Origin of the sequence: Acetomicrobium thermoterrenum DSM 13490, from assembly GCF_900107215.1 — a bacterium.
Lineage (GTDB): Bacteria > Synergistota > Synergistia > Synergistales > Acetomicrobiaceae > Acetomicrobium > Acetomicrobium thermoterrenum.
Window position 1 is genome coordinate 26260 of record NZ_FNPD01000010.1, and the last position, 21471, is coordinate 47730.

General features: G+C 47.2%; 24 protein-coding genes. 17 read left to right on the top strand and 7 right to left on the bottom strand.

Going from position 1 to position 21471, the window contains the following annotated elements; all coding sequences use genetic code 11:
• Positions 1–23: 23 nt before the first annotated feature.
• The gene (rimI, locus tag BLU12_RS08240) at positions 24–509 is read right to left on the bottom strand and encodes a ribosomal protein S18-alanine N-acetyltransferase (protein WP_091461961.1); all 486 of its coding nucleotides are present in this window, start codon (positions 507–509) and stop codon (positions 24–26) included.
• Between the two features lie 204 nt (positions 510–713).
• Here rimI and BLU12_RS08245 point away from each other — a divergent pair, with 204 nt between their 5' ends.
• The 4 genes from BLU12_RS08245 to BLU12_RS08260 all read left to right on the top strand — a co-directional run bounded on the left by BLU12_RS08245 (position 714) and on the right by BLU12_RS08260 (position 4259).
• Positions 714–1247 (top strand): hypothetical protein, encoded by a 534-nt coding sequence (locus BLU12_RS08245; RefSeq protein WP_234945574.1) that lies wholly within the window; start codon positions 714–716, stop codon positions 1245–1247.
• 6 nt (positions 1248–1253) lie between these two features.
• Positions 1254–2894 carry a carbon starvation CstA family protein gene (locus BLU12_RS08250; protein WP_091461963.1) on the top strand — a complete coding sequence of 547 codons (1641 nt, stop codon included), beginning with the start codon at positions 1254–1256 and terminating at the stop codon, positions 2892–2894.
• 96 nt (positions 2895–2990) lie between these two features.
• The gene (locus BLU12_RS08255; RefSeq protein ID WP_009201624.1) at positions 2991–3266 is read left to right on the top strand and encodes a hypothetical protein; all 276 of its coding nucleotides are present in this window, start codon (positions 2991–2993) and stop codon (positions 3264–3266) included.
• Positions 3267–3338: 72 nt separating this feature from the next.
• Positions 3339–4259: an ArsA family ATPase gene (locus tag BLU12_RS08260; RefSeq protein WP_091462052.1), complete on the top strand. Its 921-nt coding sequence runs from the start codon at positions 3339–3341 to the stop codon at positions 4257–4259.
• Between the two features lie 74 nt (positions 4260–4333).
• Here the strand turns inward: BLU12_RS08260 and BLU12_RS08265 are convergent, their stop codons facing one another.
• From BLU12_RS08265 to BLU12_RS08290, 6 genes are all read right to left on the bottom strand, one after another.
• The gene (locus BLU12_RS08265) at positions 4334–4495 is read right to left on the bottom strand and encodes a hydrogenase expression protein HypA/HybF (protein ID WP_040348203.1); all 162 of its coding nucleotides are present in this window, start codon (positions 4493–4495) and stop codon (positions 4334–4336) included.
• Between the two features lie 58 nt (positions 4496–4553).
• Positions 4554–5270, bottom strand: coding sequence for a DUF554 domain-containing protein (locus BLU12_RS08270; protein ID WP_009201621.1), 717 nt, complete (start codon positions 5268–5270; stop codon positions 4554–4556).
• Positions 5271–5478: 208 nt separating this feature from the next.
• A complete protein-coding gene (locus BLU12_RS08275) occupies positions 5479–6180 on the bottom strand; it encodes a hypothetical protein (protein ID WP_091461965.1) in 702 nt (233 codons plus the stop codon).
• A 20-nt stretch (positions 6181–6200) separates the two neighbouring features.
• On the bottom strand, positions 6201–6686 hold the full coding sequence (gene folK / locus BLU12_RS08280; RefSeq protein ID WP_234945575.1) for a 2-amino-4-hydroxy-6-hydroxymethyldihydropteridine diphosphokinase: 486 nt from the start codon (positions 6684–6686) through the stop codon (positions 6201–6203).
• A 5-nt stretch (positions 6687–6691) separates the two neighbouring features.
• Positions 6692–7540: a dihydropteroate synthase gene (gene folP, locus BLU12_RS08285; protein ID WP_234945576.1), complete on the bottom strand. Its 849-nt coding sequence runs from the start codon at positions 7538–7540 to the stop codon at positions 6692–6694.
• A gap of 38 nt (positions 7541–7578) precedes the next feature.
• On the bottom strand, positions 7579–8232 hold the full coding sequence (locus BLU12_RS08290) for a histidine phosphatase family protein (RefSeq protein WP_091461969.1): 654 nt from the start codon (positions 8230–8232) through the stop codon (positions 7579–7581).
• A gap of 233 nt (positions 8233–8465) precedes the next feature.
• Between BLU12_RS08290 and hrcA the strand changes: the two genes are divergently transcribed.
• The 13 genes from hrcA (at position 8466) to BLU12_RS08355 (ending at position 21456) form a co-directional block, all read left to right on the top strand.
• Complete coding sequence (gene hrcA, locus BLU12_RS08295) at positions 8466–9473, top strand: heat-inducible transcriptional repressor HrcA (RefSeq protein ID WP_234945577.1); 1008 nt, start codon at positions 8466–8468, stop codon at positions 9471–9473.
• 25 nt (positions 9474–9498) lie between these two features.
• Complete coding sequence (locus tag BLU12_RS08300) at positions 9499–10140, top strand: nucleotide exchange factor GrpE (RefSeq protein WP_091461973.1); 642 nt, start codon at positions 9499–9501, stop codon at positions 10138–10140.
• Positions 10133–11968, top strand: a complete 1836-nt coding sequence (dnaK, locus tag BLU12_RS08305) for a molecular chaperone DnaK (protein ID WP_091461975.1) — start codon at positions 10133–10135, stop codon at positions 11966–11968. The genes BLU12_RS08300 and dnaK overlap by 8 nt, the downstream gene beginning before the upstream one ends.
• Before the next feature lie 13 nt (positions 11969–11981).
• On the top strand, positions 11982–13115 hold the full coding sequence (gene dnaJ, locus BLU12_RS08310) for a molecular chaperone DnaJ (protein ID WP_091461979.1): 1134 nt from the start codon (positions 11982–11984) through the stop codon (positions 13113–13115).
• Positions 13116–13221: 106 nt separating this feature from the next.
• Complete coding sequence (locus BLU12_RS08315; RefSeq protein ID WP_234945578.1) at positions 13222–14088, top strand: 50S ribosomal protein L11 methyltransferase; 867 nt, start codon at positions 13222–13224, stop codon at positions 14086–14088.
• Positions 14060–14788 (top strand): RsmE family RNA methyltransferase, encoded by a 729-nt coding sequence (locus tag BLU12_RS08320; protein ID WP_234945579.1) that lies wholly within the window; start codon positions 14060–14062, stop codon positions 14786–14788. Before BLU12_RS08315 ends, BLU12_RS08320 begins: the two co-directional genes overlap by 29 nt.
• Entirely contained in the window at positions 14781–16172 is a 1392-nt protein-coding gene (gene mtaB / locus BLU12_RS08325) for a tRNA (N(6)-L-threonylcarbamoyladenosine(37)-C(2))-methylthiotransferase MtaB (RefSeq protein ID WP_091461983.1), read from the top strand. The genes BLU12_RS08320 and mtaB overlap by 8 nt, the downstream gene beginning before the upstream one ends.
• Entirely contained in the window at positions 16165–17217 is a 1053-nt protein-coding gene (locus BLU12_RS08330; protein ID WP_091461985.1) for a bis-aminopropyl spermidine synthase family protein, read from the top strand. The genes mtaB and BLU12_RS08330 overlap by 8 nt, the downstream gene beginning before the upstream one ends.
• Positions 17218–17410: 193 nt before the next feature.
• Complete coding sequence (locus tag BLU12_RS08335) at positions 17411–17752, top strand: histidine triad nucleotide-binding protein (RefSeq protein WP_091461988.1); 342 nt, start codon at positions 17411–17413, stop codon at positions 17750–17752.
• Between the two features lie 31 nt (positions 17753–17783).
• Positions 17784–17957 (top strand): 30S ribosomal protein S21, encoded by a 174-nt coding sequence (rpsU, locus tag BLU12_RS08340; RefSeq protein ID WP_091461990.1) that lies wholly within the window; start codon positions 17784–17786, stop codon positions 17955–17957.
• 234 nt (positions 17958–18191) lie between these two features.
• Positions 18192–18671, top strand: a complete 480-nt coding sequence (nrdR, locus tag BLU12_RS08345; protein ID WP_091461992.1) for a transcriptional regulator NrdR — start codon at positions 18192–18194, stop codon at positions 18669–18671.
• A complete protein-coding gene (gene nrdD / locus BLU12_RS08350) occupies positions 18668–20791 on the top strand; it encodes an anaerobic ribonucleoside-triphosphate reductase (RefSeq protein ID WP_091461996.1) in 2124 nt (707 codons plus the stop codon). The genes nrdR and nrdD overlap by 4 nt, the downstream gene beginning before the upstream one ends.
• Positions 20779–21456, top strand: a complete 678-nt coding sequence (locus tag BLU12_RS08355; protein WP_091461998.1) for an anaerobic ribonucleoside-triphosphate reductase activating protein — start codon at positions 20779–20781, stop codon at positions 21454–21456. The genes nrdD and BLU12_RS08355 overlap by 13 nt, the downstream gene beginning before the upstream one ends.
• Positions 21457–21471 lie beyond the last annotated feature (15 nt).

The window sequence follows — 21471 nt, forward strand, 5'->3', positions numbered from 1 at the left end:
ACGGTCGGATCGCCTTTTCGCATTTATGCATCGACACTTTCCTCTGCTTTGACCCCTGGAAACGGAAGAGGTGAAGTCATTAGATAGGCGTCCTCTCCGTCTTCGTAATAACGGGAGAGGACGCGCAATTTCTTGAATCCAAATTGCTCGTAAAGCGTTATGGCCGGACGGTTGGTAACCCTCACCTCCAGGAGTACCTTTTTGCAGGCAAGCTCTAACCCTACTTCGCCCATGGCAAGTAGTAGCTGAGAGGCCACCTTGTGGCGCCTGAACTCGGGGAGGACTGCCAGGTTCATTATTTTGAGAGCCCTCCCCTCCTGGCGGCATACGCCAAAACCGCACAGTTTTCCCCTCCACCGTGCCCCAAGGTAAAAGATGCTACTGCTTCTATATTTCAAATCGGTTTCGAAGACATCGTAGGGCCAGGGGTTGATGTGTGCCTCCTTTTCTATCGAATAAATATCGTCCAGATCATGAAAATCGCAAAACTCAATATCGACTAACAACATCTCAGAAGGACTCCAATCGTTATTCTCGAAGTTTACCTCTGTTTTTAATTATAAGCGAATTGGCAAACCTTTAAATATTACGATAGATTGTCGAAGGGGTGGAGAATAGATGACCTTGCTTATATAATCTAGGTGTAGAATATATAAAAATTTATAATTGACGCCTTCGCTACCTTTCAGCGAGTTGGCAAGAGGTGTTCGGCTTTGGATAAAGTATCTTATTTAGCCATGTTGGAGCAAAGACACAGGCATTATTTCGATGTCTTCAAAGATTATAAAATAGAAAAGATGACCTTTGATCTATATGCGGAGTGCCACGTAAAGACGGAACGCACTGTCTTGGGTTTTCCTCTCGATTCCTACGAGAGTCACGATTACAGGATGGTTAAATGTTACGACAGGCCTCTTTTAAGGGAGATAGAAGGGCTGTGCAGTTGGGTTACATCGCACTATGATATTTGGGTTAATCCAAGGGACGATCATATGTGCACTTTTCTCACCTTAGTGGTAATATTAAGCGAAAAGCCTGCTAGCGATGTCATCAGCTTTTCAAAAAAAGTAAAACATAATCGTTATTTCAGATTCGGCCTCAGGGGTTGGTGCGAATTGAGGTTTTTACTGGTGGATTTGACGAGCGGCAGGATTTGGTGTAACGGCAGCGGCAAAGGAGTGAAAGAAGACTTTGAGGTTAAACCGGCATCGAGCGGTTTCCTTGAAAAAATACTGTTTTGGAGGTGAAGTAATATGAGTGGTGTTTTATTGCTTTTGGTTACCTTTGTGCTTTTTATTTTGGCTTACATATTTTACGGCGGTTGGCTAGCGAAGCAGTGGGGTTTGAACCCTCAAGGGAAGACCCCTGCCCATGAGCTTTACGACGGAGTTGATTATGTTCCCGCAAAGGCACCGGTGCTGCTGGGTCACCATTTTGCTTCGATAGCCGGAGCAGGTCCCATCAACGGTCCCGTTTTGGCCGCCGTCTTTGGATGGTTGCCGGTCACGATTTGGATAGTCATCGGCAATATATTTATGGGAGCCGTTCACGATTTTGGATCTTTAATGGCTTCCATCAGGCATAAGGGACTGTCCATTGGAGGTATCATCGATGCAAACGTTGGCAAAGGGGCCAAAAGGCTCTTTCTGCTCTTCTCCTGGCTTACCCTGGTCCTCATCATTGCTGCCTTTGCTAATATCGTGGCAGATACCTTTGTGGCCACACCGCAGACTGCTACGGCGTCGCTTTTGTTCATACCGCTGGCTATGGTATTTGGATTTTCCATATACAGGAGAAACGCTCCCCTGCTGGTGAGCACTCTTGCTGGGCTAGCAGTGTTGGCCCTTTGCATATGGCTTGGGCTTAGTTTTCCGATCAAGCTCACCAAAACGACATGGCTGGTTTTGATATCCTTCTATATCATAGGTGCTTCGGTCATGCCCGTGTGGATATTGCTTCAGCCAAGGGATTACCTCAATTCCTTCCTGCTCTATGCCATGATATTGGGAGGTTTTATAGGAGTGATTTTGTATCATCCGACCATTGCCATGCCGGCGGTAACGACCTTCAAACATCCGGCTCAGGGGTATCTTTTCCCTATGCTTTTTATAACGATAGCCTGTGGAGCCATCTCGGGGTTCCATTCGCTGGTGGCCTCAGGTACCACGGCAAAACAGCTTGATAAGGAGGGGGATGCAAAGGTTATAGGTTACGGCGGCATGCTCATCGAGGGAGCATTGGCGATTTTGGCGACACTTTCGGCCGTCTACCTCACGACGGATGGTTATGCTACGCTGTTGAAGGGCGGTCCCGTAAACGTATTTTCAACGGGCCTGGCCACTTTCATGACCAGTTTCGGCATTGAGGCTACGGCAGGAAAAACCTTCGTGGCATTGGCCGTGTCGGCCTTTGCCCTGACCACCCTGGATACCGCTGCCCGCCTCGGCAGGTTTGCCTTCCAGGAGTTTTTCCAGGAGACTACAACGGCCGAAGCCAGCAGTAGCGGCAGTTCTTCTTCCCCAATGTCCTTTTTGGCGAACAGATACGTAGCTTCCGTTATAACCATAGGCATCTCGATTTATCTTGCCTTCACAAGTTGGAGTGTTATTTGGCCCATGTTCGGATCGGCAAACCAGCTTTTAGCTGCTGTAGCCTTGCTGGCAGTAGCTACATGGCTGGCGAACAAGGGTATGAATAACAAGATGTTGATCGCCCCAATGATCTTTATGTTTATCGTTACCCTGACGGCCCTGGTCTTTTTAGTCCAATCCAACATTGCAAAGGGTAATTTCATATTAGTATTCTTCGCGGGGTTGCTTTTCGTCCTGGCAATCGTTCTGATCGTATTGAGCTATAACGTGCTTTCGAGGAAGAGAAAAAGACAGGAAGCGTAGAAAATAAAAGGCAAATGGAGGGGTCGAAGGGATGACTTCGAGGTCTTCCTTCGACCCCTCATTTATCGGCTCAGTTACTAAGGGAGGTGAAAGGTGATGTTCGAAAAAGCCTCGGCATTTTTGAAGGATTTCTTTGCCACTTTGTTGCGGCCCATCGACAGGACTCACCCTATGGTCATGAAAGAGGCATATGCAGCTAATGATGCCTTCATGCTGCTTCTATTCGGAGATCTCCTGGGTATACCCAACCCTGCATCCTATTACACCTTAGAGTTATTGCCCTATTTGGCTGACGAAATAGAGGGCTGGCAACAGCGGATGGCGATCAAAGGAACGGTGCTCGAGGAGAAGGCCGCTCAATTCGATTTCTGATGTTAATGATTCGCTCCGTGTGAGCGATATGGGTTATATTAAGCAACCGGAAGGGTGTGAATTTTATTGAATATGGCTGCCTTATTCGACAAAAAATATGTTTTCTTTGGCGGCAAGGGCGGCACTGGTAAGACTACCTGTGCCGCTGCCTTTTCTCTTAAAGCCTCGGAGATGAAAAAAAAGGTTTTGCTCGTTTCGACAGACCCGGCCCATTCCTTGTCGGACATCTACGACACATCCATCGGTCCTAAGGGAGCGCAACTTTCTGACAACTTGTTTGCCGTCGAAATAGACCCGGAAGTAGAGGCTAAAAAGTACATCGAAGGCATAAAACGACAACTTTCCGGCGTCGTAAGCAATGTTGTCATAGAGGCACTTCAAAAACAAATTGATGCTGCATACATGTCCCCAGGCTCCGAGGAGGCTGCGATTTTCGATAAATTCCTTGAGATAATGGAAAGTTCGGAGAAAAAATTCGACGTGGTGGTCTTCGATACCGCGCCGACAGGACATACTCTAAGGCTTTTGTCTTTGCCCAAGCTTTTAGGGCTATGGATCAATAGCCTGATCGAAAAGCGGAAAAATGCCGTAAAGCTTTTGGAAAAAGCCTCGGGGGTCAAAAACGATGATCCTGTTTTGCGAATACTTCAAAATAGGAAGAACATGTTTGAAAAGGCTTGGAATATTTTAAGCGATTTCCGGCAGACGGCTTTTGTGTTCGTATTGACGCCGGAGAGGTTGCCCATCTTCGAGACGGAAAGGGCCATACAATATCTAGAGCATTCAGGCATAAAAGTCGCAGGTGTTGTCGTAAATGGCGTTATACCGCAAGCGGCGGAGGGCGCCTTTATGAATAAGCGCAGGGAGGTCCAAAACAGGTATATAAGGGAAATCCACGGTAAATTTAAAGAAAAGGTATTGGCGGAAATCGATTTGCTCGATGAAGACATCTGGGGAATGGACAATCTAAGACGAATTGCCGAAATGTTGTGATAACATAAAAGCAGTAGGGGTATTAGAATACCCCTACTGCTTTTATGTTAAAACCGAATTCACTTGAAAGGGCTCTAACGTACGCTGAAGGTCTTGCTGCTCCAAGGCTTGCCTTTAAGCGGTTCCCCTTCTACCAATTCCACAAAGCGAGAGTAACATTTCGGACACTTCATTACTGGGGGGACGTCTTCTGTCTCAAATTCATGTTTACAAACGAGGCAACGAAATTTTCTCATGATGACACCTCCCATCTTACCTTTGCCTATATTATACATGACTTCGAGAATTTATGTTTTACAAAAAAAGAGAAAATATTACCACTAAGAGCAGGGAAGGTATCATATTAAATACCTTGAAATGCTTTAAATGAAGCAGGGAAAAACCTAACCCCAAAAGCAGCACCCCACCCACTGCCGTTATTTCGTCTATCAAAGCGTTGGATATGAAGCTGTTGAGATAAAAGGCGCCAAGCGTTAAACCTCCCTGATATAACAGTAGCGGTATGGCTGAAAAGAGTACTCCAATCCCTAAAGTAGATGCCAACGCTATGGAGGACACCAGGTCCATCATGGATTTTACCAAAAGCAGGTTGGGCGGTTTCCCCACGCCCTCTTCAAAGGCTCCCAAGATTGCCATCGATCCCATGCAGAAGAGCAGGAAGGCTGTTAAAAAACCTTCCACCAGATGATCTCCTCCGAATTGCCAACCCCTTTCTATCATCCTGGTCCTAAGACCCTTTAGCCCGTTTTGTAACCTATCCTCCAATTCCAAAGCCTCTCCCAGTATTGCTCCAAGAAGCAGGCTCAATATCATTATTAGGACATTTTTGCTCTGCAAAGTCATCTGAATCCCCAGGGCCAATACAGAGAGCCCGATGACTTGAAATGCTACCATTGTGATGCGCTCAGGCAACCTTTTCTTGATAATTAATCCTATTAAGCTGCCCGCAATAACGGCTAAGGCGTTTATGACAGAACCGGCCGCAGGAATGGCGCTGATGAAGTCGAACATTTAAAAGCCTCCTCTTGCTCGAAAGGTACATGCAAGAAATTTTACATGGAAGACGGAATTTATTCTATACTCAACAATAACCCCTGGTAAATCCCCTATTCAGCGATGGCAAATACGGTATCGTGAAGCGATTGAGCTTTGGTGATCACAAAGCTCAATCCTCCGATCGCAGAGGCAGAAATAGGGCTCGAAGTTTTTGAAGTTATGTTTACCACGTGATTTTGAAGTCCTTCTTCAGGCTTAAGGTTTTTGCTATATTATCGGCGTTCTCGCCTTGGGCGAGCTGCGTAAATATTCCGATCGTCCTTTGAACCTTCTCCTGTTCGAATATGTCCTTTGATTGAGCGAACGTTATGGCCAAAGGAATGATCTGTTCGTAAACTTTAGGCATAGGTGCGAAGGATAATCCCTTTTGCGATAGGATAATAGTGAAAACGCATGGCAATGCCTGTTCCCCTGCTAAGGGATCGTAGGAGGGAAACAGAAAGACGCCCTCGGGCAAAGGGAGCTTAGAGACGATCCTGGTCCAGTCGTTATTTATCGTTTTGCCGCTTGCTACCTCTATTATTTGCTCATTGGGAAGATAGGCTATCCATAGCTGCATCGTTTCATTGGAGCTGTCTCCTTTAACGAAGTGCAACCTCCATAAATATCTTGGAGATTGCCCCTTGTTTTTCAAGGTGAAAATCTCATGGCGAGATAAGAGATAGCCCTCTATAGTTTTAATTGGGTAGGAACCGGCCGGCGTGCCAAGATGAGCTTGAGCGATTACGCCGTTTTTAACGTCAGCAACTAAATAAAGAGGACACTTTTTTGCGGTCGTAACGGTAAGTGCCCAAGCACCAGTTTCGGCCAAAGGCATGAACAGGAAGAAAAAGACAACGAAAATAGAAAGAAGTGCTTTTTTCACCGGCAAAATCTCCCTTCGCATTAGAGGTTCGTTATTTTAACGATCTCGGATATATTTACGCTTCTATAAAGATCTTCTACGGTAACTCCCAGCAAAGGATGCTTCCATTTGGGACATATTTGAAATAACGGTACTATTATGAAAGGTCTTTCTTGAAGACGCGGATGGGGTATCGCCAATTCGTCGTCTCTATAGATCAAATTGTCCATAAATAAAATATCAAGATCTATTTCCCTTGGCCCCCATCGCATCCGTCGCTTCCTTCCCATCTTTAACTCTATGCTTTTAAGAAGTCGTAGAATTTTTTTTGGCTCCATGTCGCTTTCAGCCAGAAGGCATGCATTTAAAAAATATGGTTGTTCCTTTACGCCAAAAGGGGGCGTTTCGAAGACATCGCTTTGTTTTTTTACTATAAAACCAGCGTTTTTAAGCAGCTGTACCGCCGTGCGCAGGTTGTTCAAACGATCTCCCATGTTGCTGCCAAGGCCGATTCCTACCGCTTCCATGTCCATCAAGCCCTTTGAATGGCGCTTATCATGGTAACGACTTGTTTGTTTTCCAGCACATCATGAACTCTAAGAATCTCTACGCCATTTAAAGCACAATATGCTGAAATAGCCAAAGTGCCATAGAGCGCCTCCTCAGGTCCCTTGCATCCCAATACTTTACTAATGGTTCCCTTTCTCGAATGCCCTATTAAAATTGGTCTTCCCAGAGACCTGAACTCCCTGATGTTTTTCAATATGCACAGATTATCCTCGTTTCTTTTACCGAACCCCAACCCGGGATCCAGGACGATCTGTTCTCTTTTTATCCCAGATTTTGCGGCCAATGCCATCTTATCCTCAAGAAATTCCTTTATTTCTCCTATTACGTCGTCATATCTCGGGTCTTTTTGCATGTCCTTCGGCGTGCCCTTTATGTGCATTATTATTACGGGAACCCCAAGACGGGCAATTGTATCCGCCATGTTGGAATCAAAGGATAGTCCCGATATGTCGTTTATTATATCAGCTCCTGCCTCGACGGCGGCCTCGGCTACTGCAGCTTTATAGGTGTCGACGGATATTACTGCCTCGGGAAAGTTTTTTCTGAGGCATTCTACGCCGGGGATCAATCTTCTCATTTCCTCTTCGAGGGATAGAGGTTCGGCTCCAGGGCGGGTCGATTCTGCTCCGATGTCTAAAATATCTGCTCCGTCTTCTATCATTTTCTCCGCCCTTTGAAGTAGGGTCTCTTTATCGTCTCCTATCCTGCTTTGGGGGTAAAAAGAATCGAAAGTCAAATTTAAGATGCCCATAATCATGGGTCTTTCCCCCAGGTTCAACTTGCGGTTTCCCGGTAGCATTAAAGTTTCCACGATTTTGACCTCCCTGCTGTGTATTTTTTATAAAAGGTTTACACCCATTCGCTCGTGAAGTTTTCTAAATGTTTCGTTTGATTGAGCAGGGTTAAGCAATAGCCTCTAGCTTCGTCGTGTACGATTATACTGTATGAAGCTGTATCGACGTGTATCCGCCAAAAATAGGGATCGGATATTTGAATACACGCTGCTATCAAAGGTTTAAGTACGGCACGATGGCTGACGATTAATAAAGTCTTTTCTCTGTGCTTTTGTACCAAAAATTCCAAAGTGGAGAAAGCTCTCTTTTGTACGTCTGAAATGCTCTCGGCGTTTGGAAGTTTGAGGCGTTCCGGAGATTTTATCCACAGGCTCCATTCTTCTGGGTATTCCTGCATTATCTCCTTCTTTTTTCTCCCTTCCCAAGGGCCAAGAGATATATTGGTAAAGCCCTGCAGTGCCGTTACGGGTATATTACCCATTCTTTGGGAAATTATTTGAGCGGTTTCCAGGGCTCTTTTCAGGGGGCTTGTGAATATGAAGTCCACCCTTTCCAAATTTGCGATCTCCTCTGCCAAAGATTGAGCTTGTCTGACTCCATTTTTGTTTAAAGGAAAGTCGCTTCGCCCTCTGAATAAACCCTCTACATTTCCTTCACATTCTCCGTGTCGGACGAGTATAATTTTGGTTGTTTCAGCCGGATTTGCCATTCTATCATCCTCCAGGGTACGGGTCTTCGTTTAGATAATTTTACACCTAAATTCAGCCAAAACGCAGGATAGGGATGTCGTAAAACTTGCGCAATTCATCGGGGTTGCCCAAAGAGAGCTTTATTTGACCTGTCTTGACAATTGGCATATAAAGTTGCTAATCTATCTTGCGGACAATTAGCACTTAAAGGGTGTAAGTGCTAATTCGGTTCCCGGCTCCGGGGGGTGATAAGATGTTGACGGAGCGACAGTTGGAAATATTGTATTCTGTAGTTCACGAATATATACGGACAGGAGAGTCCGTAGGCTCGAGGACTATATCTAAAAAATACCTTACCAATAGAAGCGCTGCGACAATCCGCAACGAAATGGCAGATTTGGAGGAAGCGGGTTTTTTACACCAGCCTTATACATCGGCGGGACGTGTGCCGACGTCTAAGGCCTATAGGGTATATGTGGACATGATACTTCAAAGAGATTCGCTCCAGGTTCCCGCAACTGCCCGAGAGAAACTCAGTTCTTTAAAGGAAGAGAAAAGAAGCATAGAGAACATGCTATCCTATCTGACTCAACTATTGGGCAGCATTACCCATTATATATCGCTTGCAGGCATAACCGTGCTAAACGATGCAACTTTAAGCAGATTGGATCTGGTCAAAGTCGACAGTCATTACGTGCTCCTCGTTATAATACTAGAAGGCGGGCTCGTGCATCACGACATAATCAGGACGGAGCGCGATGTCTCACAGGAAGAACTAAATGACTTGACTTCCTATCTCAATGGGGTTATAGCTGGGCGTACCTGGCTTGAAGCGCGGGATCTCATTAGAGAAAGGGTTTTCAGGGAGCTGGTTCATTATGCTGAGATATGTATGCAGACCCTGGATGAGGTAGATTATGTGTTAAAAAAGTCCCGTTACAGGTTTTTTACGGGAGGAACCAGCAATATACTGTTGTTGCCCGACTTCAGGGATACGGAGAAGCTGCGCTCCCTGCTAGTCCTCCTTGAAAATGAGGAGGAATTTGCGAAGATCGTCGATGCCTGCGCTACCGATGAACCTATTTCCGTTATAATCGGGGACGAAAATCCCGTCAATGCTATGAAAGATTGCTCTCTGGTCCTGGCCAGTGCCGAAAGCGGAGTTAAAAGGACGATTATAGGAGTTATAGGGCCGGTCAGGATGGACTACGAGGGGACGATTGGAGTGCTGGAGCTTCTCTGTGAACAGCTTTTAAACTAAGATTGCAAGAAGGGGGAATTGCGAGTTGTGCTGTGAAAATTCGAAGACAAAGCCCTGCGAAGAGGTTTCGCAGGAAGAGCTTTGCTGTAAAGATCAACACGATGAAATCGAAGATATCATCGATATGGCCTACGAAGGCGACTTTAATGTAGAAGAGCTTATGAAGGAAAAGGCTGCCCTGGAAGGTGAGCTGGCCGATTTAAAGAGACAATACGAGGCCCTGTACAGCGAAGCGGCTAGAATAAAAGCCGACTTTCACAATTATAAAAGAAGGACGGAGTCCAATGTCGAAAGGCTAAGGAATTCGGCTCTAACCGAGATTATGCTTGAGCTATTGCCCGTAGTCGATAATTTCGAACGGGCATTAAACTCTGAGGAGGACAAGGATACGCCCCTTTATAAAGGCGTTTCCTTGATCTATCGACAGCTTTTGAGCGTTATTGAAAAATTTGATATGGCTCCAATTAAAAGCATCGGGGAGGCCTTTGATCCATCTTTGCACGAAGCCGTCGCCGTAGAGGAGATATCTGATACAGAACTGGACGGAAAGATCGTCAAAGAGATTCAGCGAGGATATGTCTTAAAGGGAGAAGTCATCAGACCGGCAAAGGTTATAGTTGGCAAATTGACCGATGAAACAGAAGAAGAGGTGGGTAAAGATGAGTAAAGTCGTAGGAATTGACCTGGGAACGACTAACAGCGTAGTTGCAGTTAAAGAAGGAGATAATATAACAGTTATTCCAAGTGCCGAGGGAAGTAGGCTAACGCCTTCGGTAGTAGCTTTTACCAAGGACGGAGAGCGCCTTGTTGGTCAGTTGGCCAAAAGACAGGCGGTTATAAATCCGGAACGTACTATTATGTCGATAAAACGGAAAATGGGTAGCGATTATAAAGTCAAAATTGACGACAAAGAATACACTCCACAAGAGATCTCGGCCATGATCCTTCAGAAGATGAAAAAGGACGCCGAGGATTATTTGGGCGAGGAGGTAACAAAGGCAGTCATAACGGTTCCGGCTTATTTTACCGATGCCCAAAGACAGGCAACGAAGGACGCAGGTAAGATCGCCGGTCTGGAGGTTCTTAGAATAATTAACGAACCCACGGCAGCCTGTTTGGCCTACGGTATGGATAGGGGCGGAGAGTTCAAGGTGCTAGTCTTCGACCTGGGCGGAGGTACCTTTGACGTCTCCATCCTGGACGTAGGAGAGGGAGTTTATGAGGTCATGGCCACCAGCGGCGACAACCATTTGGGTGGAGATGACTGGGATCAGCGGTTGGTGGAATGGATGATCGCCGAGTTTAAGCGTAAAGAGAGTGTCGACTTAAGCAAGGACAAGATGGCCCTTCAGAGGCTTCGTGAGGCGGCGGAAAAGGCAAAGATAGAGTTGTCTTCCATGTCGGAGACGACAATATCGCTTCCTTACATCACTGCCGATCAGAATGGACCCAAACACCTGGAGCTTGAAATAACCAGGGCTAAATTCGAGGAAATGACGGCAGACTTGCTGGAAAGGGTTGTCGGTCCGGTACAAAAGGCCCTATCCGACGCTGGCCTTACACCAGATCAGGTGGACAAAATATTGTTGGTCGGAGGTTCCACGCGCATGCCTATGGTGCAACGCAAGATAAAGGAACTTCTGGGCAAAGAGCCGACGAAGGGAATAAATCCCGACGAGTGCGTGGCCATAGGCGCGGCCATTCAAGGTGCCATATTGGCGGGCGAACATAAAGACATCGTTTTAGTGGATGTCACTCCTCTGTCCTTGGGTGTCGAAACCTTGGGAGGCGTCTTTACGAAGATCATCGAAAGAAATACGGCTATTCCCGTGTCGAAGAGCCAAATATTTACTACTGCAGTGGATAACCAGACGCAGGTAGAGATACATGTTTTGCAGGGAGAAAGGCCGATGGCAGCGGATAACGTTTCTTTGGGCAGGTTCTTCCTTGACGGCATACCTCCTGCACCTCGTGGAGTGCCTCAGATAGAAGTAACATTTAACATAGACGTCAACGGTATCCTAAATGTTACGGCAAAAGATCTCGCCACAGGAAAGGCGCAGCACATTACCATTCAGTCATCCAGGCTGTCGGAGGACGAGATAGAGCGCATGCGAAGGGAAGCGGAGGCCAACGAAGAGGCCGACAGAAGAAAAAGAGAACTTGCCGATGCGAGAAACGAAGCCGACAGTGCAGTCTATAACGCCGAAAAACTGCTCAAAGAGCTGGGAGATAAAGTAACCCAAGAAGAAAAGGACAAGGTGGGGTCCAAGATAGAAGCTGTCAGACAGGCCTTAAGCAAGGATGACGTATTAGCGATCAAGTCCGCCTGCGAGGAACTTACGAAAGATCTCAACGAGTTGGCTGTCAGGCTCTATTCCCAGGCTTCGCAGGGAAAAGCAGGAGTTGGAACAGCCGAAGAAGGCCCACAGCAGAGCGGTTCCGGTGATGGTTCGACTGTAGATGCTCAATATAAAGACCATGGGCAGGCTTAAGAGGTGACCAAAATTGGCAGGTCCCTCTAAGGGGAAGGATTATTATGAAATATTAGGCGTAGGACGGGATGCATCGCAAGAGGAGATAAAGAGGGCGTACAGAAAGCTGGTGCGTCAATACCATCCTGACGCCAATCCCGGAAATAAAGAGGCGGAGGAAAGGTTCAAGCTCATTAACGAAGCTTATGAGGTTTTGAGCGATCCGCAAAAAAAGGCCCAATATGATCAATTTGGCTTTGTGGGCGACGTGCCGCCTCAGGGCGGCGAGGGCCCCTGGGATTTTGGCGGATTTGGAGACCTTTTCGGAGACCTCTTTGGTGATTTTTTTGGAGGATTCGGGTCAAGGAGAGACGCCAGATCACCGCAAAGGGGCATGGATCTGGAGATGCCCCTTACCGTTACGTTGAGGGAGGCGGCTTTTGGTGCGTCTAAAGTGGTGTATATCCCCAGATGGGAGAACTGCAGGACCTGTGGCGGCAGTGGAGCGGCTCCCGGAACTTCTCCGGAACGTTGTCCCCACTGCGGTGGAAAGGGGCAGGTGGAGTCCAGGTCTAGGAGTCCCTTTGGAGAGTTTGTAACCGTAAGGACCTGTCCCCATTGCGGTGGTTCGGGGAAAGTCATCAAAAACCCTTGCAAGGAATGTGGTGGCCGGGGCAAGACAAGAGTCAGGCATAAAGTGGAAGTTAACATTCCCCCTGGCATCGATACTGGCATGCGCCTCAGGATAAGGGGGGAGGGCGAGGAAGGCAGAAACGGCGGACCGCCGGGAGACCTCTATTTGGTGATAGAAGTGGAGGAGGATCCCGTCTTCAAGAGGCAGGGAGACGATCTCCATGTGAGGGTGGAGGTCCCCTTTCCCATAGCGGCCTTAGGAGGTAAGATATCCGTTCCCACTCTTGAAGGAGAAGAGGAGATGGAGATAAATCCAGGCACGCAGTCGGGCTCCATTAAAAGGTTGAAGGGTCTGGGCATGCCTCGACAGAGGGGCAGCGGGAGAGGTGATCTAATAGCTCACATAAACATTGCCGTTCCCCGTAATCTCACCGACAAACAAAGGGCATTAATTGAGGCCTTGGCCATGGAGATGGACGTACCAATAAAGGCCTCAGGGCTGTTCGATAAGATTAAGGGCCTTTTTGCCCAGTAACTTCTTCAAAGTGGACGATAGATTCCGTTAAAATCGACTCAAGGGGAGCGAATGCTCCCCTTGAGTTTTCGGAAAATGCACATTGATGACTACGGAGATGATACTTATGGGTAATGAATCCTTCTGGTGGTATATTATTTTACGATCTAAATCTGATTGCGAGGAACTCTTTTACTACATCGCCCAAATATCGGATAGCATGGGGGCCGAAGTTTACGAAAAACAAAATTGTATCGAGGCTAAGATATATTATCGATCCGATATAAGCATTGAAGATTGTGTTAGAAAAGTATCGTCGTTGCTGGAAGGATTTGAAGGGGTAGATATCATTGAAGTGGGCGAAGCAAGATGGCACCCCTGGCTTAAGAAGCACTTGGAGGCCTTCCCTCCACTTCCCATCGGGAAGGGTTTGGTCGTATTGGCGCCGTGGCACAAAGAAGATGCCCCAAAGGACAGAGTTCACATTTATATAGAACCTGGAACTGCCTTTGGAACGGGTTATCACGCAAGCACCCAAATTGCTCTGGAGCTTCTTGAGAGAAACTTGAAGTCGGGATGGAAAGTTTTGGATGTGGGAACAGGTTCGGGCATACTTGCCTTAGCTGCGCTCAAACTTGGGGCCTCTGAGGTCGTGGCAAGGGATGTTGATCCGGCCGTTAGGGAGGAAGTCGAAAAGAACATGATTTTAAATGACATAACCTCCGGGCTTAAGCTTGATATTGGGGATGGAGTCAAGGGATTGAAGGAGAAAGTTGATCTTATAACGGCAAATATACTATACGAGCCCTTGGTTTCTATGTTAACTTCGTTTAGTAGGTTGATCTGCGACTATGGCCTTATAATACTATCGGGCCTGCTGTTTAAGGAACGGGACTCTTTCATCGATGAAATGGCCAAGGCAGGACTTACGATGGTTGAGGAACTTTCAAAGGAGGAATGGTGGGGTGTCGTTGCCTCGCGCCAGGTTAGATAGGGCGGAAAAGATTTCCGACAATATGTGGTCCTTGGATTTGAAGGAATCCCATCATCTCGTTCACGTAAAAAGATGTCGAATTGGTGAGGAATTCGAAGGGCTACTGGAGGGAAGGAAACTTCTTCTTAAAATAGAAGGCTACGAGCAGGGGAGGGTAATCGCCAAGGAAAGGGGCAAACTTCCGATATACGAGAGATCAAGACATATCTCTCTGTTGATAGCCCTTGTTAAAAACAATGCCTTCGAAGACATATTGAACCATGCCACGGAGTTAGGCGTTGCGGAAATTATTCCTATTCTTGCGGAACGATCCGTGGTGCAGCTTAAAGGACAATTCACGAAAAAGATGGAAAGATGGCGCAGGATAATCGCTGAGGCCACTAAAATAAGCGGTATAGGTAATCCGCCACTTTTAAACACTCCCTTGAAGGTTCAGGATTTAAGGGATGAGAGCTTACCCTCGTTGCGCCTGTTGGGCGCTTTGACCGACGATGCGAAACCGCTGGGAAGCGTCAATATCAAACAACAGGATGATGTTGTCTTTGCCGTTGGCCCTGAAGGAGACTGGACGGAAGGGGAAATGGCGTATTTTGCGAGGTTGAAATTCCTTCCCGTCTCCCTTGGTCCCAACATATTGCGTGCCAATACCGCTGCCATAGCCGGTTTGTCTTATATTATTTTATGCACAGAGGGTGTTTAGTTTGACTTCGCTGAAGGGCATCAGGGTAAAGATCAAGACGTTAGGATGCAGAACGAATATCTACGAGGCAGAGGCTATCGCCGACTCCTTTCGCAGAGAGGGAGCTGTGATATCCGAAGACCTGTTCGATGTAGGCATTTTGGTAAGTTGTGCCGTGACAAAAACTGCTGAGAAAAAATGCAGACAATTTCTTCGTCAGCTGAAGAGAGAATCGCCCAACGCCCTGATCGTTTTATGCGGTTGCTACGTGCAAGCTCTTACCGAGGAAGAGCTTGCGCCGCTGGGGGCTGATCTTTATGTGGGAAACAGGCTGAAGTCGGATCTTCCCGGGATCGTAGCCAAGAAACTTAACGATCCCATCGAGAGGCCTCTTTTTTTAAAAAAGGACGTGTTGAGCAACGACAAGTGGGATGCTTTGGAGTTATCACGGGTTACCTTTCACACCAGGTCTTTTGTGAAGGTGCAAGACGGCTGCAATCGTTTCTGTTCTTATTGCATAGTTCCCTTTTTGAGAGGTCGTCCGACGAGCCGTAGCGTGGAGGAAGTGGCGAAAGAAGTAAAGAGGTTGGTCGACCATGGCTGTAAAGAGGTAGTGCTTACGGGGATACACCTGGGATTGTATGGATATGGATGCGATTTCGACCTTGGAGACCTGATTAATGCCTTATCTAGGATCGAAGGTTTGAGAAGGCTTCGTTTTGGTTCGATAGAGCCCCATGCTTTAAGCGACAGGCTGATCGACGTTTTGGCTGAAAGTGATATCTTTTGCCGCCACCTTCATGTGCCGCTTCAAAGCGGGGACGATAGAATCTTGAGCTTGATGCAGAGGGGCTACAGGGTCGAGGATTTTATTAACATAATTCGAAAGATAAGGCGCAAACTGGGGGACGATGTTCATATAAGCACCGATATAATAGTAGGGTTTCCTGGAGAAGACGAAGATGCCTTCCAAAACACCCTAAACCTCGTTGACGCACTGGGCATTGGAAGAGTCCATGTCTTTCCTTTTTCTCCCCGCCCCGGAACGAAGGCTTACGATATGCCCGGACGACTGGAGGGACAAACGATCAAATCGAGGGTCGTAAGGGCTACTGAAAGGGGAAGGCTGTCTTTACAGCGCTATGCTCAAAGGTGGTTAAATCGTAAGGTCGACATATTGGTCGAACATAACGACGGCGAAAAAGTTAAGGGTCTTTCCAGGCATTTTTTGGAAGTAGAATCGTCGCTGGATCAGACACTGTCGCCCTCTGTCGAGGCCTTTCAAAATGGGGGAATCGGTTTTGAGTGCGAAGTTTGTGTATTAGAGGCAAAGCATGGTATCTTATACGGTGTCTCATCCGTCGAGAAAGATCTGTTATCTGAAAGGGGAGTTAATCGTGAATAAAGACGATTTAGCGAGCATCGTAACTAAAATTACGAATATTCCATGGAACGCTCGTAATGTAGAAAGAGTCCTGTCGGCTCTATTGGTGTCGAGCAACTTTTGGGATATCGTTTCCTTCAGTTTTGAACCGTTGCCCGCTGTGGCGGCTGTCTTGAGGACTTTGGCCGAGGAGGGTATCGTCTCCTTTTCCGAGCTTGGGGTTGAGCTGACCGATAGAGGGCGCAGGTTTATAGAAAGGGAAAAGATATCCCCACTTCACTCTCACGCCTGTCCCCGTTGCGAAGGAAGAACAGTTGTTATAGACGAATTCAAAGAGGCCTTTGACAAGTTCGCGAAGATTCAGCTCGACAGGCCTGAAGCGATCAGAAAGTTCGATCAGGGATACGTGACGCCTGATACTACCTTCGCCCGCATAGCCCTTGCCGACAGCAGGGGCGACTTGAGGGGCAAGAAGGCTTTGGTATTGGGCGATGACGACCTCGTTGGCATAGCCCTGGGGCTTACAGGGTTGGTTGAAGATATCGTGGTCTTGGAACTAGACGAACGCATCATAGACTTCGAACAAGGGGTGGCATCTCAATACAGTTTGCCTCTAAAGGCGTTAAAACATGACTTGAGGAAGCCTCTGCCCGAAGAGTTGTTGGGAAATTTCGACGTTTTTTTCTGCGATCCCCCAGAGACGGTAGAGGCATTGGATGCCTTTGTTGGTCGGGGCGTAGTGGGGCTTAAGGGCCTTGGTGGTGCGGGCTATTTCGGGGTCACTCATGCCGAAAGCTCTTTTTACAAATGGCGCTTGCTCGAGATGGCTTTGCTGCAGAGAGGCTTGGTGATCAGCGATATAATCACTGATTTTAACGTATACATGAACTGGGAATACGTCGACGAGATGTTGGCCTGGGATTTGGCGCCGGTCAAACAGCCTCCCCATCGTAATTGGTATAAGTCATCGATGATCAGAGTGGAGGTTGTGGAGAAGGTCGAAGTGCCCAACGAAGACCTTACTGATCGCGATATCTACAACGATCCGGAAAGTTCCACTACCTAGCAAGTTTTTCTCTGCTCGATGGAGGTGTCCCTTTGGAGGGTGCTATCTTAGGAATCGACCTTGGGACGAGGTATTCCATCATGGCCGTCGTTGACAAAACAGGCCGTCCTTAAGCGTTCGAGCCTGGGCAAATTGGGTTGTAGATAAGGGAAATGTAAGGTAAAATATATCGAAAGATGCGGAGGAATGACGGGTGGCAGGTGAATGCGTTTTTTGCAAGATAGCGAGGGGCGAGATGAAAAGCGATGTGGTTTACGAGACGGCCGATGTCATGGCGATCAGGGACATAGCACCGCAAGCGCCCCATCATTATTTGGTAATTCCTAAAATGCACATACCGACCTCTCAAGATGTCAGCGACCCTACCCTGTGGGCCAACTTAATGGATGCCATCACTTCGGTTGCATCCATGATGGGTTTGAGTGAGTTGGGGTATAGGGTTGTAATAAATTGTGGGAGCCAAGCGTGTCAGAGCATATTTCATCTTCACCTCCATCTTCTATCAGGACGTAAATTCGGATGGCCCCCCGGGTAGTTTTGTTTTGGTGGCGAAAGGGGGGATAAAGATGACTACGGTTTACAGAAGAGAAAACGAGTCCATAGATGATACTTTACGTCGCTTTAAAAAAGAAGTAAAAAAGGTTGGAGTTCTTCGAGATGCCAGGAAGCATGAGCATTATGAAAAGCCTAGCGAAATCAGGAAGAAAAAGAAGTCAAGCCCCAAGAGACGCAGGCCATAAGTTCTGATTAAGCGTTGAATAAAATCAAAAGAGGAAGGCCAATTGGCCTTCCTCTTTTGATTTTATCTCATAGAGAGCAGTGATTGCTCTCCCCTTTGTTTTTTAGAAGATGATGCAAAAAGACCAAGCCTTAGGTGCAATTTTAATCTTCCAGACCTCTTGGCTTTTTAAAAAAACCATTACACTATATATAGAGATATTCAATAACATAAACCATATAGGTAGGGTGTCTCGATGCGTTGTCCTAAATGTAACTACGAAGACAGCAGGGTCATAGAGACTCGATCGGTAGAAAATGGCGGGGTTATACGGAGAAGAAGGGAGTGTCCTGGTTGCGGGAATCGCTTTACCACTTACGAAAGACTTGAGAGGAATAAAGTGCTTCTGGTGGTGAAGAAGGACGGTCGAAGGGAGGTTTTCGACAAACAAAAGGTTTTAAGGGGCATGGTGCGCGCCTGCGAGAAACTTCCCGTTTCGCTCGAAACGCTGGAAAACGCCGCTTCGTCAATAGAAGAAGAGCTTTTCGGCATGAGCGTTGGCGAGGTGCCGAGCTCCTTGATCGGCGATATGGTTGCCAATTCTCTAAAAGAAATCGATCATGTCGCTTACGTCAGGTTTGCCTCCGTGTACCGAGAGTTTACCGATCTGCAAAATTTTATCGAGGAGATATCTAAGCTGTTGAGAAAAGAAGAAGGAGGGAAAGATAGGCAATGACTTTAACCGTTAGGTCAGATCATAGCAGGAACATAGGATATGGAAAGCAGCAATTACTCTTCGATCGGGGGGAGTCCACCGATTTAGCTTTGATGGTGGAGACTCATTCCAAGGACGAGAGATGCCCCTGGGATGCCGCCAAAATAAGGGACGCACTTATCAGGGAGGCGGGTGTAGATCCGGATACAGCTTTTTCCATAGCGGCGGAGATAGAGGAAGAGGTCTTGCGTTGCGGTAAGGATAAGCTTAATACCTCGATCATAAGGGAGATGGCAAATGTAAAGCTATTCCAAAGGGGATTGGACGTTTCCTTGGTTGATCATTCGAGGGTTGGGATACCCCTTTACGATCTGGAGGCTATGCTGTTTTCCCCAAACAAGGAAAACAGCAACACCGCCTATAACCCCGAGTCCATAAACCTGACCATTGCCGAAAGGATAATAAAGGATTATGCCCTTAGCAAGCTCTTTTCTTCGGACGTGGCGTCAGCTCATTTGGCCGGAGATATTCATATTCATGATCTTGGGATGGTGATAAGACCTTACTGTAGCGGGCAAAGTCCTGCCTACGTTGCCAAGTTCGGATTGAACCTTCCCTCCATAACGAGCGTTTCTTCGCCAGCAAAACACCCCGACGTTTTTCTGGCACATATTTTGAAAATGACGTCGGTACTGCAAAACAATTTCGCCGGTGCCATTGGCTGGGATGCCATGAATATGTTTTTCGCTCCCTATCTTGAGGGGTTGAGCGACGAGGATATACGACAGCTTGCTCAGATGTTGATATTCGAGTTTAATCAGCTGGCAGGCGGGAGGGGCGGACAGGTCGCCTTTACCGACATCAATCTGTACTACGAAATACCGAAGCACTTCCGTGATGTGCCGGCCATTGGGCCTGGGGGAGAGTATACTGGAAAGACCTATGGCGACTACGCCTCCCTTTCTAAGCGCTTTTTGAAGGCTTTATTTGAAGTTTATCTGGAAGGGGACAGTAGGGGGCAGCCTTTCTTTTTTCCAAAACCACTTCTTCACATCACGGACGCCTTTTTCGAAGAAGCCGGATGGGAGGAGATGTTGGAGCTAGCCTCTCTTGTAGCCGCGGAAAAGGGAAATACCTATTTCGTATTTGATCGGGGAGGGGTTACTAAGCTTAGCGAATGTTGTCGTTTATCCTTTGAACTTACCGAGGAGGATTTACTGGAAGCCAAGATCCCCTGGAGGATGCGATATTCGGCATTGCAGAACGTTACCATAAACCTACCCCGCATCGCCTACCGGTCTCAAGGAGACACGAGGACCTTCTTTGGTTTATTAGAGGAGTTTATGGAGCTTGCCCTAAAGGCACACGTCCAAAAGAGAAACTTCATCAAGAATTTGCTCGATTTAAAGGATAAAGGTCCTTTGTCGCTTTTGAGCGTGGCCTACGATGGCGAGAGCTATTTGAGGATGGAAAAGGCAAGCCACTTGATCGGATTGCTTGGGCTTAACGAGACGGTACAGGTCTTGGCGGGAAAACAGCTTCACGAAGGCAAGACGGCCGAAGAGCTGGGCCTTGCCATTGTTAAGTTTATGGAGCTTAAATGTCAGGAGTTGACTGAAAGGGCAGGTTTTAAGGTGGTGCTTGAGCAGACTCCGGCCGAAAGCGCGGCCCACAGACTCGCGAGGCTGGATCTCAAGGAGTTTTCGGTGGCCAGGGATGTGGTCAAAGGTAACCTGGAAACCAACGAGGTGTTTTATACCAACAGCACGCACATCCCTTATGATGCTCCTGTTGATCCCATAGACAGGGTCGTGAGGGAAGGTCGTTTCCATCCCCTGATCAAGGCCGGCGCCATAACACATGTGTGGATGGGCGAGCATAAACCACATCCTCGGGCGCTAGCGTCATTTGTGCGTAAAATTTATGAGCATTCCGAAAATGCCCAGCTGACCTTCAGCCCCGAGTTCACCATATGTAACGACTGCGGCAAAGTGGAAAGGGGCTTGCGATCATCTTGTGTCAGATGCCAGTCGTCTAACGTGGACGGCGTGACTAGGATAACGGGGTACTTTACTAAGATATCTTCCTGGAATGCCGGCAAAAGGGCCGAGCTGGCGGGGAGGAAGAGATGGGCAATATAGGTGAAATAGGGAACTATATCCCGTCATCTTTTATAGATTGGGATAGCCGCGTGTCGGCTGTCATTTTTCTGACGGGATGTAATTTCAGGTGTCCTTTTTGTCACAATGGCCTTCTGGTAAATGAGCAAGTGCCAGCTTTAAACGACATAAAAGTCATCGAGCACATAAAATCTAGGATAATTTTTTTAGATGGAGTTGTGATTAGCGGAGGCGAGCCGACTCTTGATATTAAAAGATTAGAGAAGATATTGTTTCAACTGAAAGAAGTCGGGTTGCCCGTAAAGCTAGATACCAACGGCAGTAACCCTCTTGCCTTGGAGATGCTGATATCGGAAGGGTTGATCGATGCAGTTGCCATGGACATTAAGGGGCCATGGGAAAAGTACGATATGCTGTGCGGCTGCAGCGTTGACAAAAAATCTATAAAAAGATCGATCGATCTTCTCATTTCATCTGAAATCGAAGTGGAGTTTCGCACCACCTTCGTGCCCGCTCTCATGGACTACGATGATCTTTCGAAGATAGAAAGATTCTTGGGCGGTAAGGCCCCATGGATTGTGCAATGCTTTAAATCGGAAAACGCCATGGACGAGACTTTGAGAAATACCAAGGGGCCTTCGCGTGAAATTTTGCGCGAAAAGTTTCCCGGTGCTATCATTAGATAGAAAACAACAATCTCA

Coding starts and splice junctions, on each gene's coding strand:
- rimI (WP_091461961.1), bottom strand. CDS start 509: ATGTTGTTAGTCGATATTGAGTTTTGCGATTTTCATGATCTGGACGAT.
- BLU12_RS08250 (WP_091461963.1), top strand. CDS start 1,254: ATGAGTGGTGTTTTATTGCTTTTGGTTACCTTTGTGCTTTTTATTTTG.
- BLU12_RS08255 (WP_009201624.1), top strand. CDS start 2,991: ATGTTCGAAAAAGCCTCGGCATTTTTGAAGGATTTCTTTGCCACTTTG.
- BLU12_RS08260 (WP_091462052.1), top strand. CDS start 3,339: ATGGCTGCCTTATTCGACAAAAAATATGTTTTCTTTGGCGGCAAGGGC.
- BLU12_RS08265 (WP_040348203.1), bottom strand. CDS start 4,495: ATGAGAAAATTTCGTTGCCTCGTTTGTAAACATGAATTTGAGACAGAA.
- BLU12_RS08270 (WP_009201621.1), bottom strand. CDS start 5,270: ATGTTCGACTTCATCAGCGCCATTCCTGCGGCCGGTTCTGTCATAAAC.
- folK (WP_234945575.1), bottom strand. CDS start 6,686: ATGGAAGCGGTAGGAATCGGCCTTGGCAGCAACATGGGAGATCGTTTG.
- BLU12_RS08290 (WP_091461969.1), bottom strand. CDS start 8,232: ATGGCAAATCCGGCTGAAACAACCAAAATTATACTCGTCCGACACGGA.
- hrcA (WP_234945577.1), top strand. CDS start 8,466: ATGTTGACGGAGCGACAGTTGGAAATATTGTATTCTGTAGTTCACGAA.
- dnaK (WP_091461975.1), top strand. CDS start 10,133: ATGAGTAAAGTCGTAGGAATTGACCTGGGAACGACTAACAGCGTAGTT.
- BLU12_RS08315 (WP_234945578.1), top strand. CDS start 13,222: ATGGGTAATGAATCCTTCTGGTGGTATATTATTTTACGATCTAAATCT.
- rpsU (WP_091461990.1), top strand. CDS start 17,784: ATGACTACGGTTTACAGAAGAGAAAACGAGTCCATAGATGATACTTTA.
- nrdR (WP_091461992.1), top strand. CDS start 18,192: ATGCGTTGTCCTAAATGTAACTACGAAGACAGCAGGGTCATAGAGACT.
- nrdD (WP_091461996.1), top strand. CDS start 18,668: ATGACTTTAACCGTTAGGTCAGATCATAGCAGGAACATAGGATATGGA.
- BLU12_RS08355 (WP_091461998.1), top strand. CDS start 20,779: ATGGGCAATATAGGTGAAATAGGGAACTATATCCCGTCATCTTTTATA.